Below are 20082 nucleotides of genomic sequence, written 5' to 3'. Positions count from 1 at the left end.
GGTAAAGTCCGTATCTCGCCAACGATGCCGAACTGGTTCCCAGCTCTGGGATGAATCGGTTTAGGAGCGCGCATGCTTCAGGCCACACCGCTCACCGACGGATGGATCGTGCGACACCCCGAGGGCGCGACAGCCGCGCTGCCGGCCTCCGTGCCCGGCTGTGTGCACACCGACCTGCTGGCGGCTGGGGTGATCCCGGACCCCTTTCTCGGGCGGAACGAGACCGAGGTGGCGTGGGTCGGGCGGCGGGACTGGACGTACGAGACCGACCTGGACGCCGCGTCCGCCCATGAGCAGACCGACCTGGTCTTCGAGGGGCTCGACACCGTCGCCGAGATCTCGCTCGACGGTCAACTGCTCGGCCGGGTAAGGAACATGCACCGCTCGTACCGCTTCGACGTGACCGGGCTGAGCGGACGGCTCTCGGTGCGTTTCGCCTCCGCGTACGCCGAGGCGGAGGCCGTGCGTGGCAAGCTGGGCGAGCGGCCCGCCGCCTATGCCGAGCCCTACCAGTACATCCGCAAGATGGCCTGCTCCTTCGGCTGGGACTGGGGGCCGACCCTGGTGACCGCGGGGATCTGGCGGCCGGTGCGGCTGGAGCACTGGTCGACGGCCCGGATCGCCCGTGTGCGCCCCCTGGTGACCGTCGAACAGGGCACGGGGCACGTCGAGTTGGCCGTCGATGTCGAACGGACCAGGGTCGAGGCGCCGCTCACCGTGGAGGCCGTGGTCGGCGGGGTGCGGGCGCGGGCGGAGATCGACGGGACGGACGGGGTCGTACGGATCGAGGTCCCGGACGCCCGGCTGTGGTGGCCGCGCGGATACGGCGAACAGCCCCTCTACGACGTGGAGTTGACACTCCTGCACGGCGGCGACGCGCTGGACGTGTGGCGGCGGCGGATCGGCTTCCGGACCGTCGAGCTGGACCGCCGGGCCGATGCCGACGGCACCGGGTTCACCTTCGTCGTGAACGGCCTGCGGCTGTTCGCGCGCGGCGTGAACTGGATCCCGGACGACGTGTTCCCGTCCCGGGTCACTCGTGAGCGGTACCGGGAGCGGCTGCGGCAGGCGGCCGACGCGGGCGTGGATCTCGTACGGATCTGGGGTGGCGGGATCTACGAGAGCGAGGACTTCTACGACGCGTGCGACGAGCTGGGGTTGCTGGTGTGGCAGGACTTCCCGTTCGCGTGCGCGGCCTATCCCGAGGAGCAGCCGCTGCGCGGGGAGGTGGAGGCCGAGGCCCGGGAGAACGTCGTACGGCTGATGCCGCATCCCTCGCTGGTGCTGTGGAACGGCAACAACGAGAACCTGTGGGGGTTCCGGGACTGGGGCTGGGAGCCGCGGCTGGCCGGGGACTCCTGGGGCGAGGGGTACTACCTGGGCCTGCTGCCGCGGGTGGTGGCCGAGTTGGATCCGACGCGGCCGTACACGGCGGGGAGTCCCTGGTCCGGCTCGTGGGAGTGGCATCCGAACGATCCGGCGCACGGCACGCACCACTCCTGGGAGGTGTGGAACCGGGACGACTACGCCGAGTACCGCGCGAACGTGCCGCGTTTCGTGGCCGAGTTCGGGTGGCAGGCGCCGCCCGCGTACGCCACGCTGCGGCGCGCGCTGCCGGGCGAGGAACTTGCGGCGGACTCCCCCGGCATGCTGCACCACCAGAAGGCCGAGGACGGGAACGGGAAGCTGCGGCGAGGACTGGAACGGCATTTCGCCGACTTCGAGGGGGACTTCGACCGCTGGCACTACCTCACGCAGGTCAACCAGGCGCGGGCCGTCGCGGCCGGGATCGAGCACTGGCGGTCGCAATGGCCGGTGTGCGCGGGCACCGTCGTCTGGCAGCTCAACGACTGCTGGCCGGTGACGTCCTGGGCGGCGATCGACGGGGACGGGCGCGAGAAGCCGCTGTACCACGAGCTGCGGCGGCTGTACGCGGACCGGTTGCTGACCTTGCAAGTGCGGGAGCGGGGGCTGGAGTTGGCCGTCGTCAATCAGGCGGCGGAGGCGTGGGCGGGGGCCGTACGGTTGCGGCGGATGTCCGTCGAGGGGGTCGTGGTCGGCGAGGTGAATGTGGGGTTCGGCGCGCAGGGGCGGGCGGTGGCTCGCGTGGACGTACCGAAGGAGCTGGAACCTGCGGGCCCCAAGGAATTCCTCGTGGCGGACACCGGCGCTCTGCGCGCCGTGCACTTTCCGGCACCGGACAGGGAAGTCCCGTATCCCCGGCCGGAGTTCGACGTCGCGCTCGCGCCGGGTGGGATCGTGGTGACCGCCCGGACCCTCGTACGGGATCTGCTGCTCCAGGCCGACCGGCTGCACCCGGACGCCCGTGCCGACCGCGGGCTCGTCACGCTGCTGCCCGGCGAAGAGGTGACCATCGGTGTGCGCGGCTGGGAGACTCCTGACGCCGAGGCCGCACGATCCGCCCTGTACTGCATGGAGCCCTCCCGATGACCGCCCTGCCGAGTCCTCGCGTCACCATCAAGGACGTCGCCGCCCGCGCCGGCGTGTCCAAGGGCGCCGTGTCCCTCGCCTTCAACCACAAGCCGGGGCTGTCGGAGGCCACCCGGGACCGGATCTTCCGGGCCGCCCGGGAGCTGGGCTGGGCGCCGAACCTCACGGCGCGGACGCTGGCCGGATCGCGGGTGGACGTGGTGGGGCTTGCGATCTGCCGGCCGGCCCGGCTGCTCGGACTCGAACCCTTCTACATGGAGTTCGTCTCGGGGGTGGAGAGCGTCCTGGCCGAACACTCCTGCTCGCTTCTGCTGCGGCTCGTGCGGAACGTGGAGGAGGAGGTGGGGTTGCAGGACGCCTGGTGGCGGGGGCGGCAGATCGGAGGGGCGATCCTGGTCGACCTCAGGCCGGACGATCCCCGGGTGGCGGCGGTCGAGCGGCTCGCGATGCCGGTGGTGGCGGTCGGGCACCCGTCGCTGACGGGTGGGCTGACGTCGGTGTGGACCGACGACGCGACGGCCGTGCGGGAGGCGGTGCGCTATCTGGCCGCGCTGGGGCACCGGCGGATCGCGCGGGTGGGGGGTGCGGCGGCGCTCGGGCACACCTCGATCCGTACGGCTGCCTTCGACGAGGCGGCCCGGGCTCTTCAGCTGGCGGGGGCCTGGCAGGTCGCGACCGACTTCTCGGGCGACGCGGGCGCCCGGGCGACGAGGTCCCTGCTGACGGCGTCGCCGCCGGACCGGCCGACGGCGATCGTGTACGACAACGACATCATGGCGGTGGCGGGGTTGTCGGTGGCGGCCGAGATGGGGCTGTCGGTGCCGGGAGATGTCTCGCTGCTGGCGTGGGACGACTCGCAGCTGTGCCGGCTGACGCATCCGACGCTGTCGGCGATGAGCCATGACGTGCATGGATTCGGGGCGGATGTGGCGCGGACCCTGTTCGGGGTGATCACGGGGGACGGGCCGGGATCGCACCCCGTACCCACTCCCGTGCTGACTCCGAGGGGGTCGACGGCACCCCCGAGGTGAACGCCGAAGCGAACCCCGGAGTGAACCCCGGGGTGTGACCTTCGCCGCTCCCGCCCCCAGGACTGTGCAGCTACGTTACCCGTAAGTAGCATGGGCACCTGAGCGCGCGCTCAGCGTGCCGCGCAGCAGTAGTGCCATCCCGCACCCTGGAGGAGAGCCATCGTGCCTCGTACCGTCAGGGACGTCGTCTTCGTAGACGGCGTCCGCACCCCGTTCGGCAAGGCGGGCCCGAAGGGCATCTACCACGAGACCCGCGCCGACGACCTTGTCGTGAAGGCGATCCGGGAGCTGCTGCGCCGCAACCCCGGTCTCGACCCCAAGAAGATCGACGAGGTCGCCATCGCCGCGACCACGCAGATCGGTGACCAGGGCCTGACCCTCGGCCGCACGGCCGGCATCCTCGCCGGTCTCCCCCAGTCGGTCCCCGGCTACTCCATCGACCGCATGTGCGCCGGCGCCCTGACCGCCGTGACGTCCGTCGCCGGTTCGATCGCCTTCGGCGCCTACGACGCCGTCATCGCCGGTGGTGTCGAGCACATGGGCCGCCACCCGATGGGCGAGGGCGTGGACCCGAACCCGCGGTTCGTCAGCGAGAAGCTGGTCGACGAGTCGGCGCTGTTCATGGGCATGACCGCCGAGAACCTGCACGACCGCTACCCGACGATCACCAAGCTGCGCGCCGACGAGTACGCGGTGCGCTCGCAGGAGAAGGCCGCCAAGGCGTACGCCAACGGCAAGATCCAGCAGGACCTGGTGCCGATCTCGGTGCGCCGCACCAACGCGGAGGCCGGCGAGACGGGCTGGGGCCTGGTCACCGCCGACGAGCCGATGCGCCCGGGCACCACGCTGGAGAACCTGACCGGCCTGAAGACCCCGTTCCGCGTCCACGGCCGGGTCACCGCCGGTAACGCGGCCGGTCTGAACGACGGCGCCACCGCGTCGATCATCGCGAGCGAGGACTTCGCCCGCGAGAACAACCTGCCGGTCAAGATGCGCCTCGTCTCCTACGCCTTCGCGGGCGTCGAGCCGGAGGTCATGGGCTACGGCCCGATCCCGGCCACGGAGAAGGCCCTCGCCAAGGCGGGCCTGTCCATCGAGGACATCAACCTCTTCGAGATCAACGAGGCCTTCGCGGTCCAGGTCCTCGCCTTCCTGGAGCACTACGGCATCGCCGACGACGACGCCCGCGTCAACCAGTACGGCGGCGCCATCGCGTACGGCCACCCGCTGGCCTCCTCCGGCGTCCGCCTCATGACGCAGCTGGCCCGCCAGTTCGAGGAGCAGCCGGAGGTCCGTTACGGCCTCACCACCATGTGCGTCGGCTTCGGCATGGGCGCCACGGTGATCTGGGAGAACCCGCACCACAAGGACGCCGGAGGCGACAAGTGAGCACCGCTGAGCTTCTCAAGGGAGCGGCCGAGCTGTTCCCCGACGAGGTCGTGACGTCCGCGCACGTACGCCACCTCGACCTGCCGTTCGGCGCCGGGCGCTTCGCGCTCATCACGCTGGACAACGGCTTCGACCACACCAAGCCGACCACCTTCGGTCCGCAGTCGCTGGCGAACCTCGACACCGCCATCGACCAGGTCGAGGCCGAGGCCGCCGCCGGTGACATCGTCGGTGTCGGCATCACCGGCAAGCCGTTCATCTTCGCGGTCGGCGCCGACCTCAAGGGCGTCGAGCTGCTGAAGGAGCACAAGGACGCGCTGGCCATCGGCAAGGGCGGCCACGAGGTCTTCAAGCGCCTCGCGGGCCTGGCCGTGCCGACCTTCGCGTACTACAACGGTGCCGCGATGGGCGGTGGCGTCGAGGTCGGTCTGCACTGCAAGTACCGCACCGTCTCGAAGGCGCTCCCGGCCTTCTCGCTTCCCGAGGTCTTCCTCGGCCTGGTCCCCGGCTGGGGCGGCTGCACGATCCTGCCGAACCTGATCGGCGCCGACAAGGCCGTCTCGGTGATCATCGAGAACAGCCTCAACCAGAACAAGCAGCTCAAGGGCCAGCAGGTCTTCGACCTGGGCATCGCCGACGCCATCTTCGAGGGCGCCGACTTCCTGGAGCAGTCGCTGATCTGGACCGCCCAGGTGCTGAAGGGCGACGTCGAGGTCGAGCGTCCGGTGATCGACCGCGGTGAGGCCTGGGACCAGGCCGTCGCCAAGGGCCGCTTCATCGCGGACAGCAAGGTGCACGGCGCCGCTCCGGCCGCCTACCGCGCCCTCGACATCATCGCCGCCGCCAAGAACGGCGACCTGCAGCAGGGCTACGACGCCGAGGACAAGGCCCTCGCCGACCTGATCATGGGTGGCGAACTGCGTGCCGGCATCTACGCCTTCAACCTGGTGCAGAAGCGCGGCAAGCGCCCGGCCGGTGCGCCGGACAAGAACCTGGCCCGCCCGGTCACCAAGGTCGGTGTCGTCGGCGCCGGTCTGATGGCCTCCCAGCTCGCGCTGCTCTTCCTGCGCCGCCTGGAGGTGCCGGTCGTGCTGACCGACATCGACCAGGAGCGCGTCGACAAGGGTGTGGGCTACGTCCACGCCGAGATCGAGAAGCTGCTCGGCAAGGGCCGTATCAACCAGGACAAGGCCAACCGCCTCAAGGCGCTGGTGAGCGGTGTCCTGGACAAGGCCGAGGGCTTCGCGGACGCCGACTTCATCATCGAGGCCGTCTTCGAGGAGATCGGCGTCAAGCAGCAGGTGTTCGCGGAGGTCGAGGCGGTCGCCCCGGCGCACGCCATCTTCGCGACGAACACCTCCTCCCTCTCCGTCTCGGAGATGGCGTCGAAGCTGAAGAACCCCGAGCGGGTCGTCGGCTTCCACTTCTTCAACCCGGTCGCGGTCCTCCCGCTGCTGGAGATCGTCCGCGGCGAGAAGACGGACGACGCCTCGCTGGCCACGGCCTTCGCCGTCGCCAAGAAGCTGAAGAAGACCGCGGTCCTCACCAAGGACGCCCCGGCGTTCGTCGTGAACCGCATCCTCACCCGCTTCATGGGCGAGATCCAGAACGTCATCGACGAGGGCACGCCGGTCGAGGTCGCCGAGAAGGCCGTCGAGCCGCTCGGTCTGCCGATGTCCCCGCTGGTGCTCCTGGAGCTGGTCGGTCCCGCGATCGGTCTGCACGTCTCGGAGACCCTCAACCGGGCCTTCCCGGACCGCTTCACGGTCTCCCCGAACCTCGCGGCCGTCGTCAAGGCGGGCAAGCGCGGCTTCTACGTCTACGACTCCGGCAAGCCGGAGCTGGACCCCGAGGTCGCCGCGCTCCTGCAGCAGGGCGACTCCGTCCTCACCGAGGAGCAGGTCCGCGACCGCGTCCTGGACGCGGTGGCCCAGGAGATCGGCCTCATGCTCGACGAGGGCGTCGTCGCCGAGGCCCAGGACATCGACCTCTGCCTGATCACGGGCGCCGGCTGGCCCTTCCACCTGGGCGGCATCACGCCGTACCTGGACCGCGAGGGTGTCTCCGAGCGCGTGAACGGCAAGAAGTTCCTGGCGCCGGGCGTGGCGAGCGTCCCCGCGTAAGCGCTCCGCTGTGAACGCCGGTGCCCCGCATGCCAGTTGGTGTGCGGGGCACCGGCGTTCTCAGTCGCCGGCCGCTCGCCGGTCCTCCACATGGACGACCCGGAGTTCCGTCCCGTCCTGGTGGCGCTTGGCGCGGCCGTGGATGCCGACGGCCAGGTGCGACGGGTCGACGGGTTCGTCGAGGGCGACGTGGGTGACGACGTCCGGGTGATGGCTGGTGACCAGCCAGCCCAGGTCGTCCTTGAGCGTGAGCACGTTGAAGTCACCGGCCGGGGAGCCCACGTGCACCGGTCCGAACTCGCCGAGAATCCCCAAGGCCTGTCCCGCGAGGTCGTCCGCGGGCTCCTTCAGCACCACGCATGTGCCGTGCTCGAAGAGCACCCAGGAGGTCCCGGAGGGCGCCAGGATCCGCCGCCAGGCCTCTACCAGGCTTTCCGTGCTTTCCGTGTCCATGAGGGTAATCCTGGCGCAGGTGTACCGAACAATCCTGCGAATTGAGTCTGCTAGACCTCCCGCCACGCCTCCAGCGCCAGCCCCGGCTCGTCCTTGCGCCGGGTGACCAGCAGCTTCCCGGCCGCCCGGGACAACGTGGCCGCCACCACCCGCTCGTCCTCGTCCACCGCCAGGGCCACCACCGCGTCCGCCGCCAGCTGCGGACCGGACTCGGTCCACCATGCCCCCGCCGACTCCTGCTCTGTCGGGTACGCGGCGAAAGCGACGCGGCCGCTCGCCGAGCGCTGGGCGAGCAACGTGCAGTCGTGGCCGTCCAGCTCGCAGCGGATCGCGGACACCGGGCCGGGCCCTGCGGAGGCCAGCAGGGTCACCGGCTTGGTGCCCGGGCGCCAGGCGCACAGGTCGCCGGAGTCGTCGGCGTAGAAGAGGGTGGTGTGCTCGGCGGAGGTGGCCAGGGCGTGCAGGGTGCCCGGGCGGACCGGGGTCTCCATCGCCTCCTCCAGGACCGGGACGCTGCCCGGCTTCTCCTGGCGCCAGTGCAGGACGGCACCGGGGACGGCCGCGTACAGCTCGACGAGTCCGGACTCGCCCGTCACGGCGGCGAGGCGGTCGTCGACCTCACGACCCTTGAGGTCACGCCACGGGCCCCAGCCGCCGACCTCCTTCTGGCCGCGCATGCTCACACCGCCCGCCTTGTTGCGGACGAAGACATGCGCCCGCCCCTGCGCGTCGACCGTGACGGCCGGTGTGCCGGTGCGGTCCCCGGCGCTGTCCGGGTGGCCGATGGAGATCCAGTCCAGGGCTGCCAGGCGCGGCCGGAAGTGCGTGGAGTGGACGAGGCCCGCCTCGCCCGCCTTGGTGGGACGCCAGGCGGCCAGATGGGCGTAGGCGTCGGCGCCCTGGCCGACCGCGGGGCCGGGTCGCAGTTTCTGCTCGCCGCCGACCTTGCGCGGGGGTTCCCAGGGGCCGCCGGGTCCGAGTTCCGCCCGGCACAGGACCGCGTCGTCGGTCGGCAGATAGACGCTGAGGCGGCCGTCGCGGCCGCGGATGAGCCAGTCGCCGTTCACCGGTTCACTCTATTCGGGGTCGGCGCGCCGCTGCGGCCCGGCCCCGGGCAAGCTGGATCACAGCAGCAACGTCCGTACGAGAACAGGAAGTCGACGTCATGACCGACAAGCTCACCGTGAGCGTCCTGGGCACCGGCATCATGGGCGCCGCGATGGCCCGCAACCTCGCCAGGGCCGGACACACGGTCCGCGCCTGGAACCGCACCCGCGCCAAGGCCGAGCCCCTGGCCGCCGACGGCGCGTTCGTCGCCGATACGCCCGCCGAGGCGGTCCAGGGCGCCGACGTCGTCCTGACCATGCTGTACGACGGCCCCGCGACGCTGGACGTCATGCGCGAGGCAGCGTCCGGGCTGCGCTCCGGTGCCGTGTGGGTCCAGTCGACGACCGCCGGCATCGAGGCGATCCCCTACCTGGCCGCCTTCGCCCACGAGCACGGCCTCGTCTTCTACGACGCCCCGGTGCTCGGCACCCGCCAGCCGGCCGAGGCCGGTCAGCTCACGGTCCTGGCGGCGGGGCCGGTCGCGGGGCGGGAGACGGTGACGCCGGTGTTCGACGCCGTCGGCGCCCGTACCGTGTGGACCGGCGAGGACGGCGGGGCGGGCACCGCGACGCGGCTGAAGCTGGTCGCCAACAGCTGGGTGCTCGCGGTGACCAACGCGGCCGGTGAGGTACTGGCCCTCGCCAAGGCCCTCGACGTCGACGCCCAGCGCTTCTTCGAGGTGATCGACGGCGGCCCGCTCGACATGGGCTACCTGCGGGCCAAGACCGGCCTGGTGCTGAACGGCGGGCTGACCCCGGCCCAGTTCGCGGTGAGCACGGCGGCGAAGGACGCACGGCTCATCGTGGAGGCGGGCGAACGGCACGGAGTACGCCTGGACGTGGCCGAGGCGAGCGCGGAGCGCTTCGAGCGGGCGGCTGCGCAGGGGCACGGGAACGAGGACATGGCGGCGGCGTACTTCGCGAGCTTCGAGCAGGACGGGGACGCCTGAGCCCGCCGGCTTGGGCAGGGCGGCAAGGGTCGGCAGCGGGCGGTCGCCGTAGGACCAGTGCCCCATGGCCGCCGTGCGACCTTGAACGCCGTGCGACCCTTGCCCCATGAACGATGACGTCCCCCTGCTCGTGATCGTCGACGCCGCGAATGTCGTCGGGTCGGTGCCCGACGGGTGGTGGCGGGACCGGCGCGGGGCCGCGGAGCGGTTGCGGGACCGGCTGGCGGCGGACGGTGTGCCCGGGCGGACGGGGCCCGTGGAGCTCGTGCTCGTGGTGGAGGGGGCCGCACGGGGCGTGGAGTCCGTGCCGGGGGTCCGGGTGGAGACCGCCGCCGGGAGCGGGGACGATCACATGGTCGAGCTCGTCGCTCGGGCCGACGGGCGACCCTGCCTGGTGGTGACCGCGGACCGGGAACTGCGGCGGAGGGTGACGGATTTGGGGGCGGAGGTGGCGGGGCCGCGTACGGTACGGCCCTAGCGACTGCTGTACGCGGCCGCCGCACGCCGACTCAGTACGGCTGCGCCCGGCGCCGGCCGCCAGGACCCGCACCGACGTCAGCGATCCGGACCCGCTACCGCGAGAGCGGCCTCGTACGGCCATGGCACCGGCGGCGGCTTGCGGTCGGCGACCGTCTCGTACGGCTCCTCCGCCCTCGCCCTGCGCCTGCATCCGCGCCTGTACGGCGGGACAGCCCTCGTCGAGGCTCAACAGCGGCCGGACGAAGGAGGGGCCCAGGGGTGAACGCCGTCCGGCCCCGCATCTCCTGCCGAAGCAGGGCATGCGGGGCCGGAGAGTCGGTCGGCGGCAATCCGTCGAACGCCGGTTCCGGCTACGGGGTGTCTCCCTTCGGCGGCTTCATGACCTCGTCGACGGTGGTCTCCTCGTGCCGGCCGAGGCGACTGTGGGAGCGGCCGTAGAGGAAGTACACGAAGAACCCGGCGGCCATCCAGATGGCGAACCGCACCCATGTCTCGGCGGGCAGGTTGATCATCAGCCACAGCGAGGCGAGCACCGACAGGATCGGCAGGACCGGCACCCACGGGGTGCGGAACGACCGCTCCAGGTCGGGGCGGGTCCTGCGGAGGATGATCACGCCGATGGCCACGACGACGAAGGCGAACAGGGTGCCGATGTTCACCAGGGCGGCGAGTTCGGTCAGCGGGGTGAAGCCGGCGAGGATCGCGATGATCACGCCGAGCAGGATGGTCGGCCGGTGCGGGGTCTTGAACCGCGGGTGGACCTGGGAGAAGAAGCGCGGCAGCAGTCCGTCTCGGCTCATCGCGAAGAAGACGCGGGTCTGGCCGAGGAGCAGGATCATGCAGACCGTCGTCAGGCCGACCGCGGCGCCGAAGCTGATGAAGCCCGCGAACCAGGGATGCCCGGTGGACTTGAAGGCATCGGCGAGCGGGGCGTCCACCGACAGCCTGCTGTAGTGCTGCATGCCCGTGACCACGATCGACACGGCGACGTACAGCGTGGTGCAGATGAGCAGGGAGCCGATGATGCCGCGTGGCATGTCGCGCTGCGGGTTCTTGGTCTCCTCCGCGGCCGTCGCCACGACGTCGAAGCCGATGAAGGCGAAGAACACCACCGAGGCGGCGGTGAAGATGCCCATCACACCGAAGTTGGAGGGCGCCCAGCCGAACATGAGCTGGATCAGCGGGGCGTCGAGATTGCTGCCGGCGTCCACCGTCTGGCTCTTCGGGATGAACGGGTCGTAGTTGTCGCCGTCGATCAGGAACGCACCGGCGATGATCACGGTCAGGACGACGGTCACCTTGATGGCCACGACCAGGGACGTGATCCGCGCGGACAGCTTCATGCCCAGTACGAGGATGAAGGTGAGGACGAGGACGAGCGCGGCGGCGAGGATGTCGAACCCGAAGGCGTCGGCCCCCTCTCTGCTGCCCAGGGCCGCGGGCATCTCCCAGCCCGCGTTGTCCATGAGCGACTGGACGTAGCCCGACCAGCCGACGGCCACCACCGCCGTACCGAGCGCGAACTCCAGGACCAGGTCCCAGCCGATGATCCAGGCGGGCAGTTCGCCCAGGGAGGCGTACGAGAACGTGTACGCGGACCCGGCGACCGGGACCGTGGACGCGAACTCGGCGTAGCAGAGCGCGGCCAGCGCGCAGGCGACACCGGCCGCGACGAACGCCAGGGCCACGGCCGGCCCGGCGTTGTTCTTCGCGACCGTGCCGGTGAGCACGAAGATGCCGGTGCCGATGATCACGCCGACGCCGAAGACGGTCAGGTCCAGGGCGGACAGGGACTTCTTGAGCGCGTGCTCTGGCTCCTCGGTATCGAGGATGGACTGCTCGACTCTCTTCGTCCGGAAGAGTGTGCTGCTCACGGTCATACCTCCCACGCTTGTCGTCCTCGACATGATCGAGAGGGGGCGTGGTACGCATGCCCGGGCACAGGCGGATTCACACAGATGGGCCGGTTTCGCCACCATCATGAGTGGCGAACCGACCCATCCGGCCGTACGGGTGTTGCCAGTCCCCGGCGGACTCGGTCCCGGGAACTCGATACCTGGCGGACTCAGTCCCTGGCGGACTCAGTCCCTCGCCGGCTCCACCGAGTCGACCCCGGCCGCCGTACGGTCGAAGCGGCCGTCCAGCTTGGCGACCAGTCCGGTGACCTGGCGGGCGATGTCGGGTGCGGTGAGGCCGATCTCTGCCATCACCTCGGCGCGCGAGGCGTGGTCGAGGAAGCGCGGCGGGATGCCGAAGTCACGCAGCGGGACGTCCACGCCCGCGTCTCGCAGGGCCTGTGCGACCGCCGAGCCGACACCGCCGACGCGGCTGTTGTCCTCGACCGTGACGACCACGCGGTGCCGCTCGGCCAGCGGGGCCATGGCCTCGTCGACCGGCTTGACCCAGCGCGGGTCGACGACGGTGGTGGTGATGCCCTGCTTGTCGAGGAGCGAGGCGATGTCCAGGCACATGGGGGCCAGCGCACCGACGGAGACGAGCAGGACGTCGGGCGTGTCCGTCCCCGGCTCGCGCAGCACGTCCATGCCGCCCACCCGGCCCACCGCGGGTACGGCGGGGCCGACGGCGCCCTTGGAGAAGCGCACGACGGTCGGCGCGTCCTCGACCTCGACGGCCTCGCGCAGCTGCGCCCGCACCTGGTCGGCGTCGCGCGGGGCGGCCAGCCGCAGACCGGGCACGACCTGGAGGATCGACATGTCCCACATGCCGTTGTGGGAGGCGCCGTCGGTGCCGGTGACGCCGGCCCGGTCGAGCACGAAGGTGACACCGCACTTGTGCAGGGCCACGTCCATGAGGACCTGGTCGAAGGCACGGTTCAGGAAGGTGGCGTAGACGGCGAAGACGGGGTGCACGCCGCCCGTCGCCAGGCCGGCCGCGGACACGGCGCCGTGCTGCTCGGCGATGCCGACGTCGTAGATCCGGTCCGGGAAGGTGTCCGCGAACTTCTTCAGGCCGACCGGCTGCAGCATCGCGGCGGTGATCGCCACGATGTCCTCGCGCTCCTTGCCGAGCTTGACCATCTCGTCGCCGAAGACGGACGTCCAGTCGGCACCCGAGGCCTTGATCGGCAGGCCGGTGTCGGGGTGGATGGGGCCGATGCCGTGGAAGCGGTCGGCCTCGTCCTGCAGGGCGGGCTGGTAGCCGCGGCCCTTCTCGGTGAGGCAGTGCACGATGACCGGCCCGCCGAACCGCTTGGCCCGGGCCAGCGCCGACTCCAGCGCCTCGATGTCGTGTCCGTCGATCGGCCCGACGTACTTCAGCCCGAGGTCCTCGAACATGCCCTGCGGCGCGATGAAGTCCTTGAGGCCCTTCTTGGCGCCGTGGAGGGTCTCGTAGAGCGGCCTGCCGACGACGGGCGTGCGGTCGAGGATGTCCTTGGTCCGGGCGAGGAAGCGCTCGTACCCGTCGGTCGTCCGCAGGGTCGCCAGGTGGTTGGCGAGACCGCCGATGGTCGGAGCGTACGACCGCTCGTTGTCGTTGACGACGATGACGAGCGGGCGGTCCTTGGCCTCGGCGATGTTGTTCAGCGCCTCCCAGGCCATACCGCCGGTCAGCGCGCCGTCGCCGATGACGGCCACGACGTGGTCGTCGCGTTTGCGCAGCTGGTTGGCTTTGGCGAGGCCGTCGGCCCAGCCGAGGACGGTCGAGGCGTGCGAGTTCTCGATGACGTCGTGCTCGGACTCGGCCTGCGAGGGGTAGCCCGACAGACCGCCCTTCATCTTCAGCTTGCTGAAGTCCTGGCGGCCGGTGAGCAGCTTGTGGACGTAGGACTGGTGACCGGTGTCCCAGAGCACCTTGTCCTTGGGCGAGTCGAAGACCCGGTGCAGGGCGATGGTCAGCTCCACCACACCGAGGTTGGGGCCGAGGTGGCCGCCGGTCTTGGAAACCGCGTCGACGAGGAAGGTCCGGATCTCCTCCGCCAGCTGGTCCAGCTGCTCCGGGCTGAGCCGGTCCAGATCGCGCGGTCCCGTGATGCGGGTCAGCAGCGGCACCCGTGCCTCCTTGCAGTAGAGCTGTTCGAGCTGTTGCCGGGCTTGTCGAGTCTAATGTTCCGGCTCGGCGGAAGGTTCCCGGCCCACCCGTCGTACGTCACGCAATCGGCTCTACCCAGCGACACGCTGTACTACAACGCAGCAAAGGGGCGCGGGGAACCGCGCGACCGGCCACAACGGACCAGCACGCGCATGTTCACCCACGCCCCTACGGCGCTACGGCGTTCCGCGCTACGCGCGCCCCGCGGTCTTCTGCGTCTTACGCGTGATCGAGTCGATCACAACCGTCGTGAGCAGAACACCCGCGGTGATCATGTACTTCACCGGCTCGGCGATGGACTCCAGCTGCAGCCCGTACTGGATCGACACGATCACCAGCACACCGAGCAGCGCGTTCCACGTACGCCCACGCCCACCGAACAGCGACGTACCACCGATGACGGCCGCCGCGATGGCGTTCATCAGCAGGTCACCGGTACCGGCGCTCTGGTTGGCGGACGCGATCTTCGAGGCCAGGAACAGACCGCCGATCGCCGCGAACCCACCGGAGATCGCGAACACGGAGATCCGCACCGCGGTCACGTTGATACCCGCACGGCGGGACGCCTCGACGCTGCCACCGAGCGCGAAGATCTTGCGGCCGTACGAGGTACGCCGCAGCACGAAGTCCGTGGCGACCAGGAACACCAGGAAGATCACCGTGGCCAGCGGCAGGCCCTTGTACTGGTTGTACATGATCGCCGCGGCGAAGGAGACGACACCCAGCAGCACCGTCCGCAGGATGGTGTCGCTCAGCGGGCGGAACGGGATGCCCGCGGCCTCGCGGCGGCGGTTGCCCAGGAACGAGGTGATGAAGAACACCGCGGTCACCACGGCCGCCAGGCCGTACGCGGCCGCCACGTCCGTGAAGAAGTACGTCGTGAGCTTGCCGATCAGACCGTCGCTGTCGAGGTTGATCGTGCCGTTCTCGCCCAGCGTCTGGAGCATGAAGCCGAGCCAGAACAGCAGACCGGCCAGCGTGACGGCGAACGCGGGAGCACCCAGCACCGCGAAGAAGAAGCCGTGCGCCGCGCCGATGACGGCACCCGCACCGACGGCGATGAGCACGGCCGCCCACTCGGGCCAGCCCTGGTTCACCGCGAGGACGGCCGCGATGGCGCTGGACGCGCCGCTGACCGAGCCGACGGACAGGTCGATCTCGCCGAGCAGCAGCACGAAGACGATGCCGACGGAGATCATGCCCGTGCCGACCATCGTGACGGTGATGTCGCTGATGTTCTGCGCGGACAGGAAGGCGGAGTTCAGGCTCTGGAAGATGACGCAGATGGCGACCAGGCCGAGGATGACCGGCAGGGAGCCCAGCTCACCGGCCTTCAGCTTGCGCCGGAACTCGGTGAGGTAGCCGGCCAGGCCCTGCTCCTGCACCAGCAGGCGGGGGTCGACGGCGGTCACCGCGGCCGCGGCGGCCTCGGTGTTGAGGACCTCGTGCTCGTCCGGCGTCGTGGAGGTCTTGTCGATGCTCACTTGGAAACCTCCCCGTTCGTGCGCGCCGCACGGCGGGTCACGGCGTTTTCGGTGGCGCCGGTGATGGCGGAGATGATCTCCTCCTGCGAGGTCGTCTTGACCTCGAAGACGCCGTTGTTGCGGCCGAGGCGCAGCACGGCGACCTTGTCCGCGACGGCCTTCACGTCGGCCATGTTGTGGCTGATGAGGATCACCGCGTGGCCTCGCTCACGCAGCCGCTCGACCAGGTCGAGGACCTGGGCGGTCTGCTCGACGCCGAGGGCGGCGGTGGGCTCGTCGAGGATGACCAGCTTGGGCTCGCCGAGCATGGAACGGGCGATGGCCACGGTCTGGCGCTGACCGCCGGAGAGCGAGGCGATCGGGATACGCACGCTGGGGATGCGGATCGACAGCGTCTGGAGCAGCTCGCGCGAGCGGCGCTCCATCTCGACCTCGTCGAGGACACCGCGCTTCTTCAGCTCGCGGCCCAGGAAGAGGTTGCCGACGACGTCGATGTTGTCGCACAGCGCGAGGTCCTGGTAGACCGTCGCGATGCCCAGGGCCTGGGCGTCGTGCGGCCGGTTGATCGAGACGGCCTTGCCGTCCCATTCGATGGCGCCCTCATCGATGGGGTGCACGCCGGCGATCGTCTTGACCAGCGTGGACTTTCCGGCGCCGTTGTCGCCCACCAGGGCGACCACTTCACCGGCGTGGACCTCAAGCTCTACGTCGGTGAGCGCCTGAACGGCACCGAACCGCTTGGAGACCCCGCGCAACGCCAGCACGGGCGTAGCGGACACGTGAACCATCTCCTTCGCCGCCTGACCCGGCGGAAGGTTGTGCAGAGACTGCAGGGGTGGGTGGGCGGGGGATACCCGCGGGGTTCCGTCCGGCGCCCCGCGCCGAGCTTGCGGGGCTGACGTATGCGCGGGGCGCCGGAGGAGTCTGGAGCAGTCATGCCCCCGTGCGGGAATTCAAGGACGAATTCCCGCACCTGGAAAGGGACCTGATGCTGCTTACTTGATGCCGAGCTTGTCGCAGGCGGCCTTGTACTTGCCGGTGCAGATCTCAGCGGCCGTGTAGACGCCGTCCTTGATGACGGTGTCGTTGACGTTGTCCTTGGTCAGCGAGGTGACCGGGACGAGGACCGACGGAACATCGTTGGCGCTGCCGCTGGAGACCTTGTCCTTGGCGATGGAGTCGAGCGACTTGCCCTGGGCGAGCGCGACGGCCATCTCCGCGGCGGCGGAGGCCTCGGGGGCGTACGGCTTGTAGACGCTCATGTACTGCTCGCCGGTGATGATGCGCTGCACCGCGGCGAGTTCGGCGTCCTGGCCGGTGACCGGGATGTCGCTGAGGCCGGCCGCCTTCAGGGCGGTGATGATGCCGCCCGCCATGCCGTCGTTGGCGGAGTAGACGCCGATGATCTTGTCCTTGCCGATCGCCGAGATCGCCGCCTCCATGTTGGAGTTGGCGTTCTCCGGCTTCCACTCCTTGGTGTCGTACTCCTTGCCGACGTTCACCTTGCCGTCGAGGGCGGAGTGCGCGCCCTCCTTGAACTGGGCGGCGTTCGGGTCGGTGACGGAGCCGTTCATCATGACGATCTGGCCGTCCTTGGCCTTGTCGCCCAGGGCCGTCAGCAGGGCCTCGCCCTGGGTCTTGCCGACAGCCACGTTGTCGAACGAGGTGTAGGCGCTGATCGGGCCCTCGGCCAGGCGGTCGTAGGCGACGACCTTGATGCCGGCGTCGACGGCCTTCTGGACGGAGTTCTTGATCGCCTTGGCGTCGACGGCGTCCAGGATGAGCACGTCCACCTTGTTGGTGATCATGGTGTCGACCTGCTGCGCCTGCAGGTTGGCGTCCTGCTTGGCGTTGTTGTAGTCGACGGTGGCCTTGCCGTTCGTCAGCTCCTTGATCTTCTCCTCGATCAGGGGCCGGTCGAACTTCTCGTAACGCGCGGTCTGGTTCTCCGGGAGCAGGAGACCGACCTTGATGTTGTCGCCCTTGGCGGCAGAGGCGGTGGAGTCGTTGCCGCCACCGGCTTCCTCGGCGCTGCCACAGGCAGCCAGCGAGACGGCCATCGCACCAGCGGCAATGGCAACGGCGGCGCGACGCATACGCGTGTTCACTTCAGAAACCTCCCTGACGAGGCCGCGACATTGCGGCCGAGGTGGCTGGAAGTCAACTCGGCCACACGTGCGACGTCAAGAAGTAAATCCTTAACGGGTTGGCAACGGTGCCATCCGTTCTCTAAGTGAAGGCAGGCGTGGCCGCATGGAGGGTGCCGTCCAAAAGGGTTGAATCACCCATCTCGCTGAGCGCCAGCGCGAGCGCTCCGAGCACCTCGGCACGACCACCAAGTGCCCCGGGAAGAACGGACAGTTGGCGCGCCGCACTGGGAATGGCGTAGCGGCCGACGGACTCCCGGATCGGCCCGAGCACCAGCTCACCGGCCTCGGCGAGATCACCGCCCAGGACCACGCGGCTCGGGTTCAGGAGATTGCAGAGATTGGCGACTCCACTGCCGATGTGACGGCCGACGTCGGCGATCACCCGACGGCAGCCCGGATCTCCGTCCCTGGCCAGCCGTACGACGCCCTCCATGGTCAGATCGGTGCCGTGACTGGACTGGAGGAGCGGGAGCACATAGCGCGCGGCCGCGAAGGTCTCCAGGCAGCCCCGGTTTCCGCAGCGGCAGACCGGGCCGGATTCATCCAGAGTAATATGCCCGATTTCTCCCGCTGTGCCGCCCGGGCCCCGGTAGATCTTGCCGCTGATCACCAGACCGGCGCCGACACCGCTGGCGACCTTGATGTACGCCAGGTCCCGCACGCCCCGCCCACTGCCCCAGACCAGCTCGCCCAGGGCGCCCAGGTTGGCGTCGTTGTCCACGTGCACGGGCACCCCGAGCCGGCCGCGCAGCTCCTCGGCGGGCTTGGTGCCGGTCCAGCCGGGCAGGATGGCGGTCGAGCCGAGGGTGCCGGACTCGACGTCGATCGGGCCGGGCACGCCGAGCCCGACCCCGGCGATCTTGGAGCGGTCGACGCCGGTCGCCGCGATCAGCCGGTTGACCAGTTCTTCGGCCCGGTCGAACCCTTGTGTCGAGGAGGCGTCGACGTCCAGCGGCTCGGATTCCTCGGCCAGCACCTGGTGGGCGAGGTTCCCGACCGCGACGCGCAAATGGGTGTGGCCGAAGTCGACCCCTATGACGATGCCGGCGTCGCCGCTCAGCGAGACGCTGCGGGCCCGCCGGCCACCCGCCGAGGTGGGCGTGACCTCGACCGTTCCGCCGTCCTTGAGCTCACGGACGATATTGGAGACCGTCGCCGCGGACAGACCCGTCGTCCTCGCGATCTCCGCCTGGGTGAGAGATCCGGCCAGCCGTACGGCCCGCACGACCCGCTCCAGATTGGCTCGGTGCAGCGACGACTGCGACCCCGGAGTCTCCACGACGACCTCCTGCGCGCGGGACCGCTTCGATGAGGCCCCGTCAGTGTCCAACTAGTGAACTCTAAGCTGAGCCGTTCGGGTTGCCTCCCGTCAAGAGGTTGAACCGGATCCGGGTACGTGCACATACGTGTACACGCCGTCCCCGGCACCGGGAACGGCGTGCGTACGCACGGTTTCGGAGCGCTACCTCCGGCTCGGCCACCGCCTCCGGTCTATTTCAGCGCCCCCGCCGTCAGCCCCGCCACCACCTGGCGCTGGAAGACGATGTAGGCGGCCAGCACCGGCAGCATCGCCATCACCAGACCGGCGAAGAGGCCGGACCAGTCGCCCTTGTACCCCTGGCTGACGGCCAGCTGCACCAGGCCCTGGGTGAGGACCCGCTTGTCCGGGTCGGTGTTGAGGACCGTGGGCAGCATGTACTGGTTCCACTGCCCCAGGAAGTTGAAGATGCCGACGCTGATCAGGCCCGGCTTGGCCATCGGCAGCATGATCTGGAAGAACGTGCGGGAGTGGGAGGCGCCGTCGACGAAGGCCGCCTCGGCCACCGAGGTCGGCAGCGTACGGAAGAACGCCGTCAGGAAGAACACCGTGAACGGCAGCGAGTACGCGATATAGACCAGGATCAGGCCGTGGATCGTGTTCAGCAGGCCCATGTTGTTCACGACGTAGAACAGGGGGACCAGCGCGAGCATGATCGGGAAGCTCATGCCGCCGATGAAGAGGAAGTAGATGAAGCGGTTGCCCGGGAAGTCGAACCGGGCGAGGACGTACGCCGCCATCGAGCCGAGCACCAGGGTGCCGATCAGCGAACCCCCCACCACCAGGATGGTGTTGAGGAAGTAGTCGCTCATGTTGGCCTGGGTCCACGCCCGCGACCAGTTCGAGAAGTGCAGCTCGTCCGGCAGCGACCAGGGCGAGCTGAAGATGGACCTGTCGTCCTTGAAGGACGTCATCACCGCCCAGAGCAGCGGCATGACGACCATGAACGCCCAGATGACGAGAACCCCGTGCGAGAAGACGTTGAGGACGGTGCCCTCTTTCTTCTCCCTGGACGGCGCTTCGGTCGGGGCCCCGGTCTTGGTGACGGTCATACCGGACTCGGCCGGTACGGGAGCGGTGGTCTCGGTCGTCTTCAT

15 protein-coding genes are annotated in these 20082 nt (G+C 69.8%); 6 read left to right on the top strand and 9 right to left on the bottom strand.

Translation table 11 applies throughout. The features are described from left to right. The first annotated feature begins 72 nt into the window (after positions 1-72). The 4 genes from ABD932_RS03935 to ABD932_RS03920 all read left to right on the top strand — a co-directional run bounded on the left by ABD932_RS03935 (position 73) and on the right by ABD932_RS03920 (position 6994). On the top strand, positions 73-2451 hold the full coding sequence (locus tag ABD932_RS03935; RefSeq protein WP_345008654.1) for a glycoside hydrolase family 2 protein: 2379 nt from the start codon (positions 73-75) through the stop codon (positions 2449-2451). Next, on the top strand, positions 2448-3482 hold the full coding sequence (locus tag ABD932_RS03930) for a LacI family DNA-binding transcriptional regulator (protein ID WP_345008653.1): 1035 nt from the start codon (positions 2448-2450) through the stop codon (positions 3480-3482). The genes ABD932_RS03935 and ABD932_RS03930 overlap by 4 nt, the downstream gene beginning before the upstream one ends. 162 nt (positions 3483-3644) lie before the next feature. Beyond that, a complete protein-coding gene (locus tag ABD932_RS03925; protein WP_345008652.1) occupies positions 3645-4871 on the top strand; it encodes a thiolase family protein in 1227 nt (408 codons plus the stop codon). Continuing rightward, complete coding sequence (locus ABD932_RS03920) at positions 4868-6994, top strand: 3-hydroxyacyl-CoA dehydrogenase NAD-binding domain-containing protein (protein WP_345008651.1); 2127 nt, start codon at positions 4868-4870, stop codon at positions 6992-6994. Before ABD932_RS03925 ends, ABD932_RS03920 begins: the two co-directional genes overlap by 4 nt. Positions 6995-7054: 60 nt before the next feature. Here the strand turns inward: ABD932_RS03920 and ABD932_RS03915 are convergent, their stop codons facing one another. Together ABD932_RS03915 and ABD932_RS03910 are read right to left on the bottom strand one after the other, a co-directional pair. Beyond that, positions 7055-7447 carry a hypothetical protein gene (locus ABD932_RS03915; RefSeq protein WP_345008650.1) on the bottom strand — a complete coding sequence of 131 codons (393 nt, stop codon included), beginning with the start codon at positions 7445-7447 and terminating at the stop codon, positions 7055-7057. A gap of 50 nt (positions 7448-7497) precedes the next feature. Further along, complete coding sequence (locus ABD932_RS03910; protein WP_345008649.1) at positions 7498-8514, bottom strand: PLL family lectin; 1017 nt, start codon at positions 8512-8514, stop codon at positions 7498-7500. Positions 8515-8612: 98 nt separating this feature from the next. Here ABD932_RS03910 and ABD932_RS03905 point away from each other — a divergent pair, with 98 nt between their 5' ends. Beyond that, on the top strand, positions 8613-9503 hold the full coding sequence (locus ABD932_RS03905; RefSeq protein ID WP_345008648.1) for an NAD(P)-dependent oxidoreductase: 891 nt from the start codon (positions 8613-8615) through the stop codon (positions 9501-9503). 106 nt (positions 9504-9609) lie between these two features. Then, positions 9610-9981, top strand: coding sequence for an NTP pyrophosphohydrolase (locus ABD932_RS03900; protein WP_345008647.1), 372 nt, complete (start codon positions 9610-9612; stop codon positions 9979-9981). Between the two features lie 352 nt (positions 9982-10333). On the opposite strand, the gene ABD932_RS03895 is transcribed toward ABD932_RS03900, so the two are convergent. From ABD932_RS03895 to ABD932_RS03865, 7 genes are all read right to left on the bottom strand, one after another. Next, positions 10334-11857, bottom strand: a complete 1524-nt coding sequence (locus ABD932_RS03895; RefSeq protein ID WP_345008646.1) for an amino acid permease — start codon at positions 11855-11857, stop codon at positions 10334-10336. 207 nt (positions 11858-12064) lie between these two features. Next, a complete protein-coding gene (gene dxs, locus ABD932_RS03890; RefSeq protein ID WP_345008645.1) occupies positions 12065-13993 on the bottom strand; it encodes a 1-deoxy-D-xylulose-5-phosphate synthase in 1929 nt (642 codons plus the stop codon). A gap of 231 nt (positions 13994-14224) precedes the next feature. Beyond that, positions 14225-15517 carry a sugar ABC transporter permease gene (locus ABD932_RS03885; RefSeq protein WP_345008644.1) on the bottom strand — a complete coding sequence of 431 codons (1293 nt, stop codon included), beginning with the start codon at positions 15515-15517 and terminating at the stop codon, positions 14225-14227. Next, positions 15514-16305, bottom strand: a complete 792-nt coding sequence (locus tag ABD932_RS03880; RefSeq protein ID WP_175647635.1) for an ATP-binding cassette domain-containing protein — start codon at positions 16303-16305, stop codon at positions 15514-15516. Before ABD932_RS03880 ends, ABD932_RS03885 begins: the two co-directional genes overlap by 4 nt. Before the next feature lie 207 nt (positions 16306-16512). Continuing rightward, positions 16513-17613, bottom strand: a complete 1101-nt coding sequence (locus ABD932_RS03875; RefSeq protein ID WP_345008754.1) for a sugar ABC transporter substrate-binding protein — start codon at positions 17611-17613, stop codon at positions 16513-16515. Between the two features lie 133 nt (positions 17614-17746). Beyond that, on the bottom strand, positions 17747-18946 hold the full coding sequence (locus tag ABD932_RS03870) for an ROK family transcriptional regulator (protein ID WP_345008643.1): 1200 nt from the start codon (positions 18944-18946) through the stop codon (positions 17747-17749). Between the two features lie 212 nt (positions 18947-19158). Further along, positions 19159-20082: a carbohydrate ABC transporter permease gene (locus ABD932_RS03865; protein WP_345008642.1), complete on the bottom strand. Its 924-nt coding sequence runs from the start codon at positions 20080-20082 to the stop codon at positions 19159-19161.

The organism is Streptomyces shaanxiensis (assembly GCF_039537145.1).
In the GTDB taxonomy this organism is placed as follows: domain Bacteria; phylum Actinomycetota; class Actinomycetes; order Streptomycetales; family Streptomycetaceae; genus Streptomyces; species Streptomyces shaanxiensis.
Note: the sequence above shows the minus strand (reverse complement) of the source record. Positions and strands in the feature narration are given on the sequence as shown.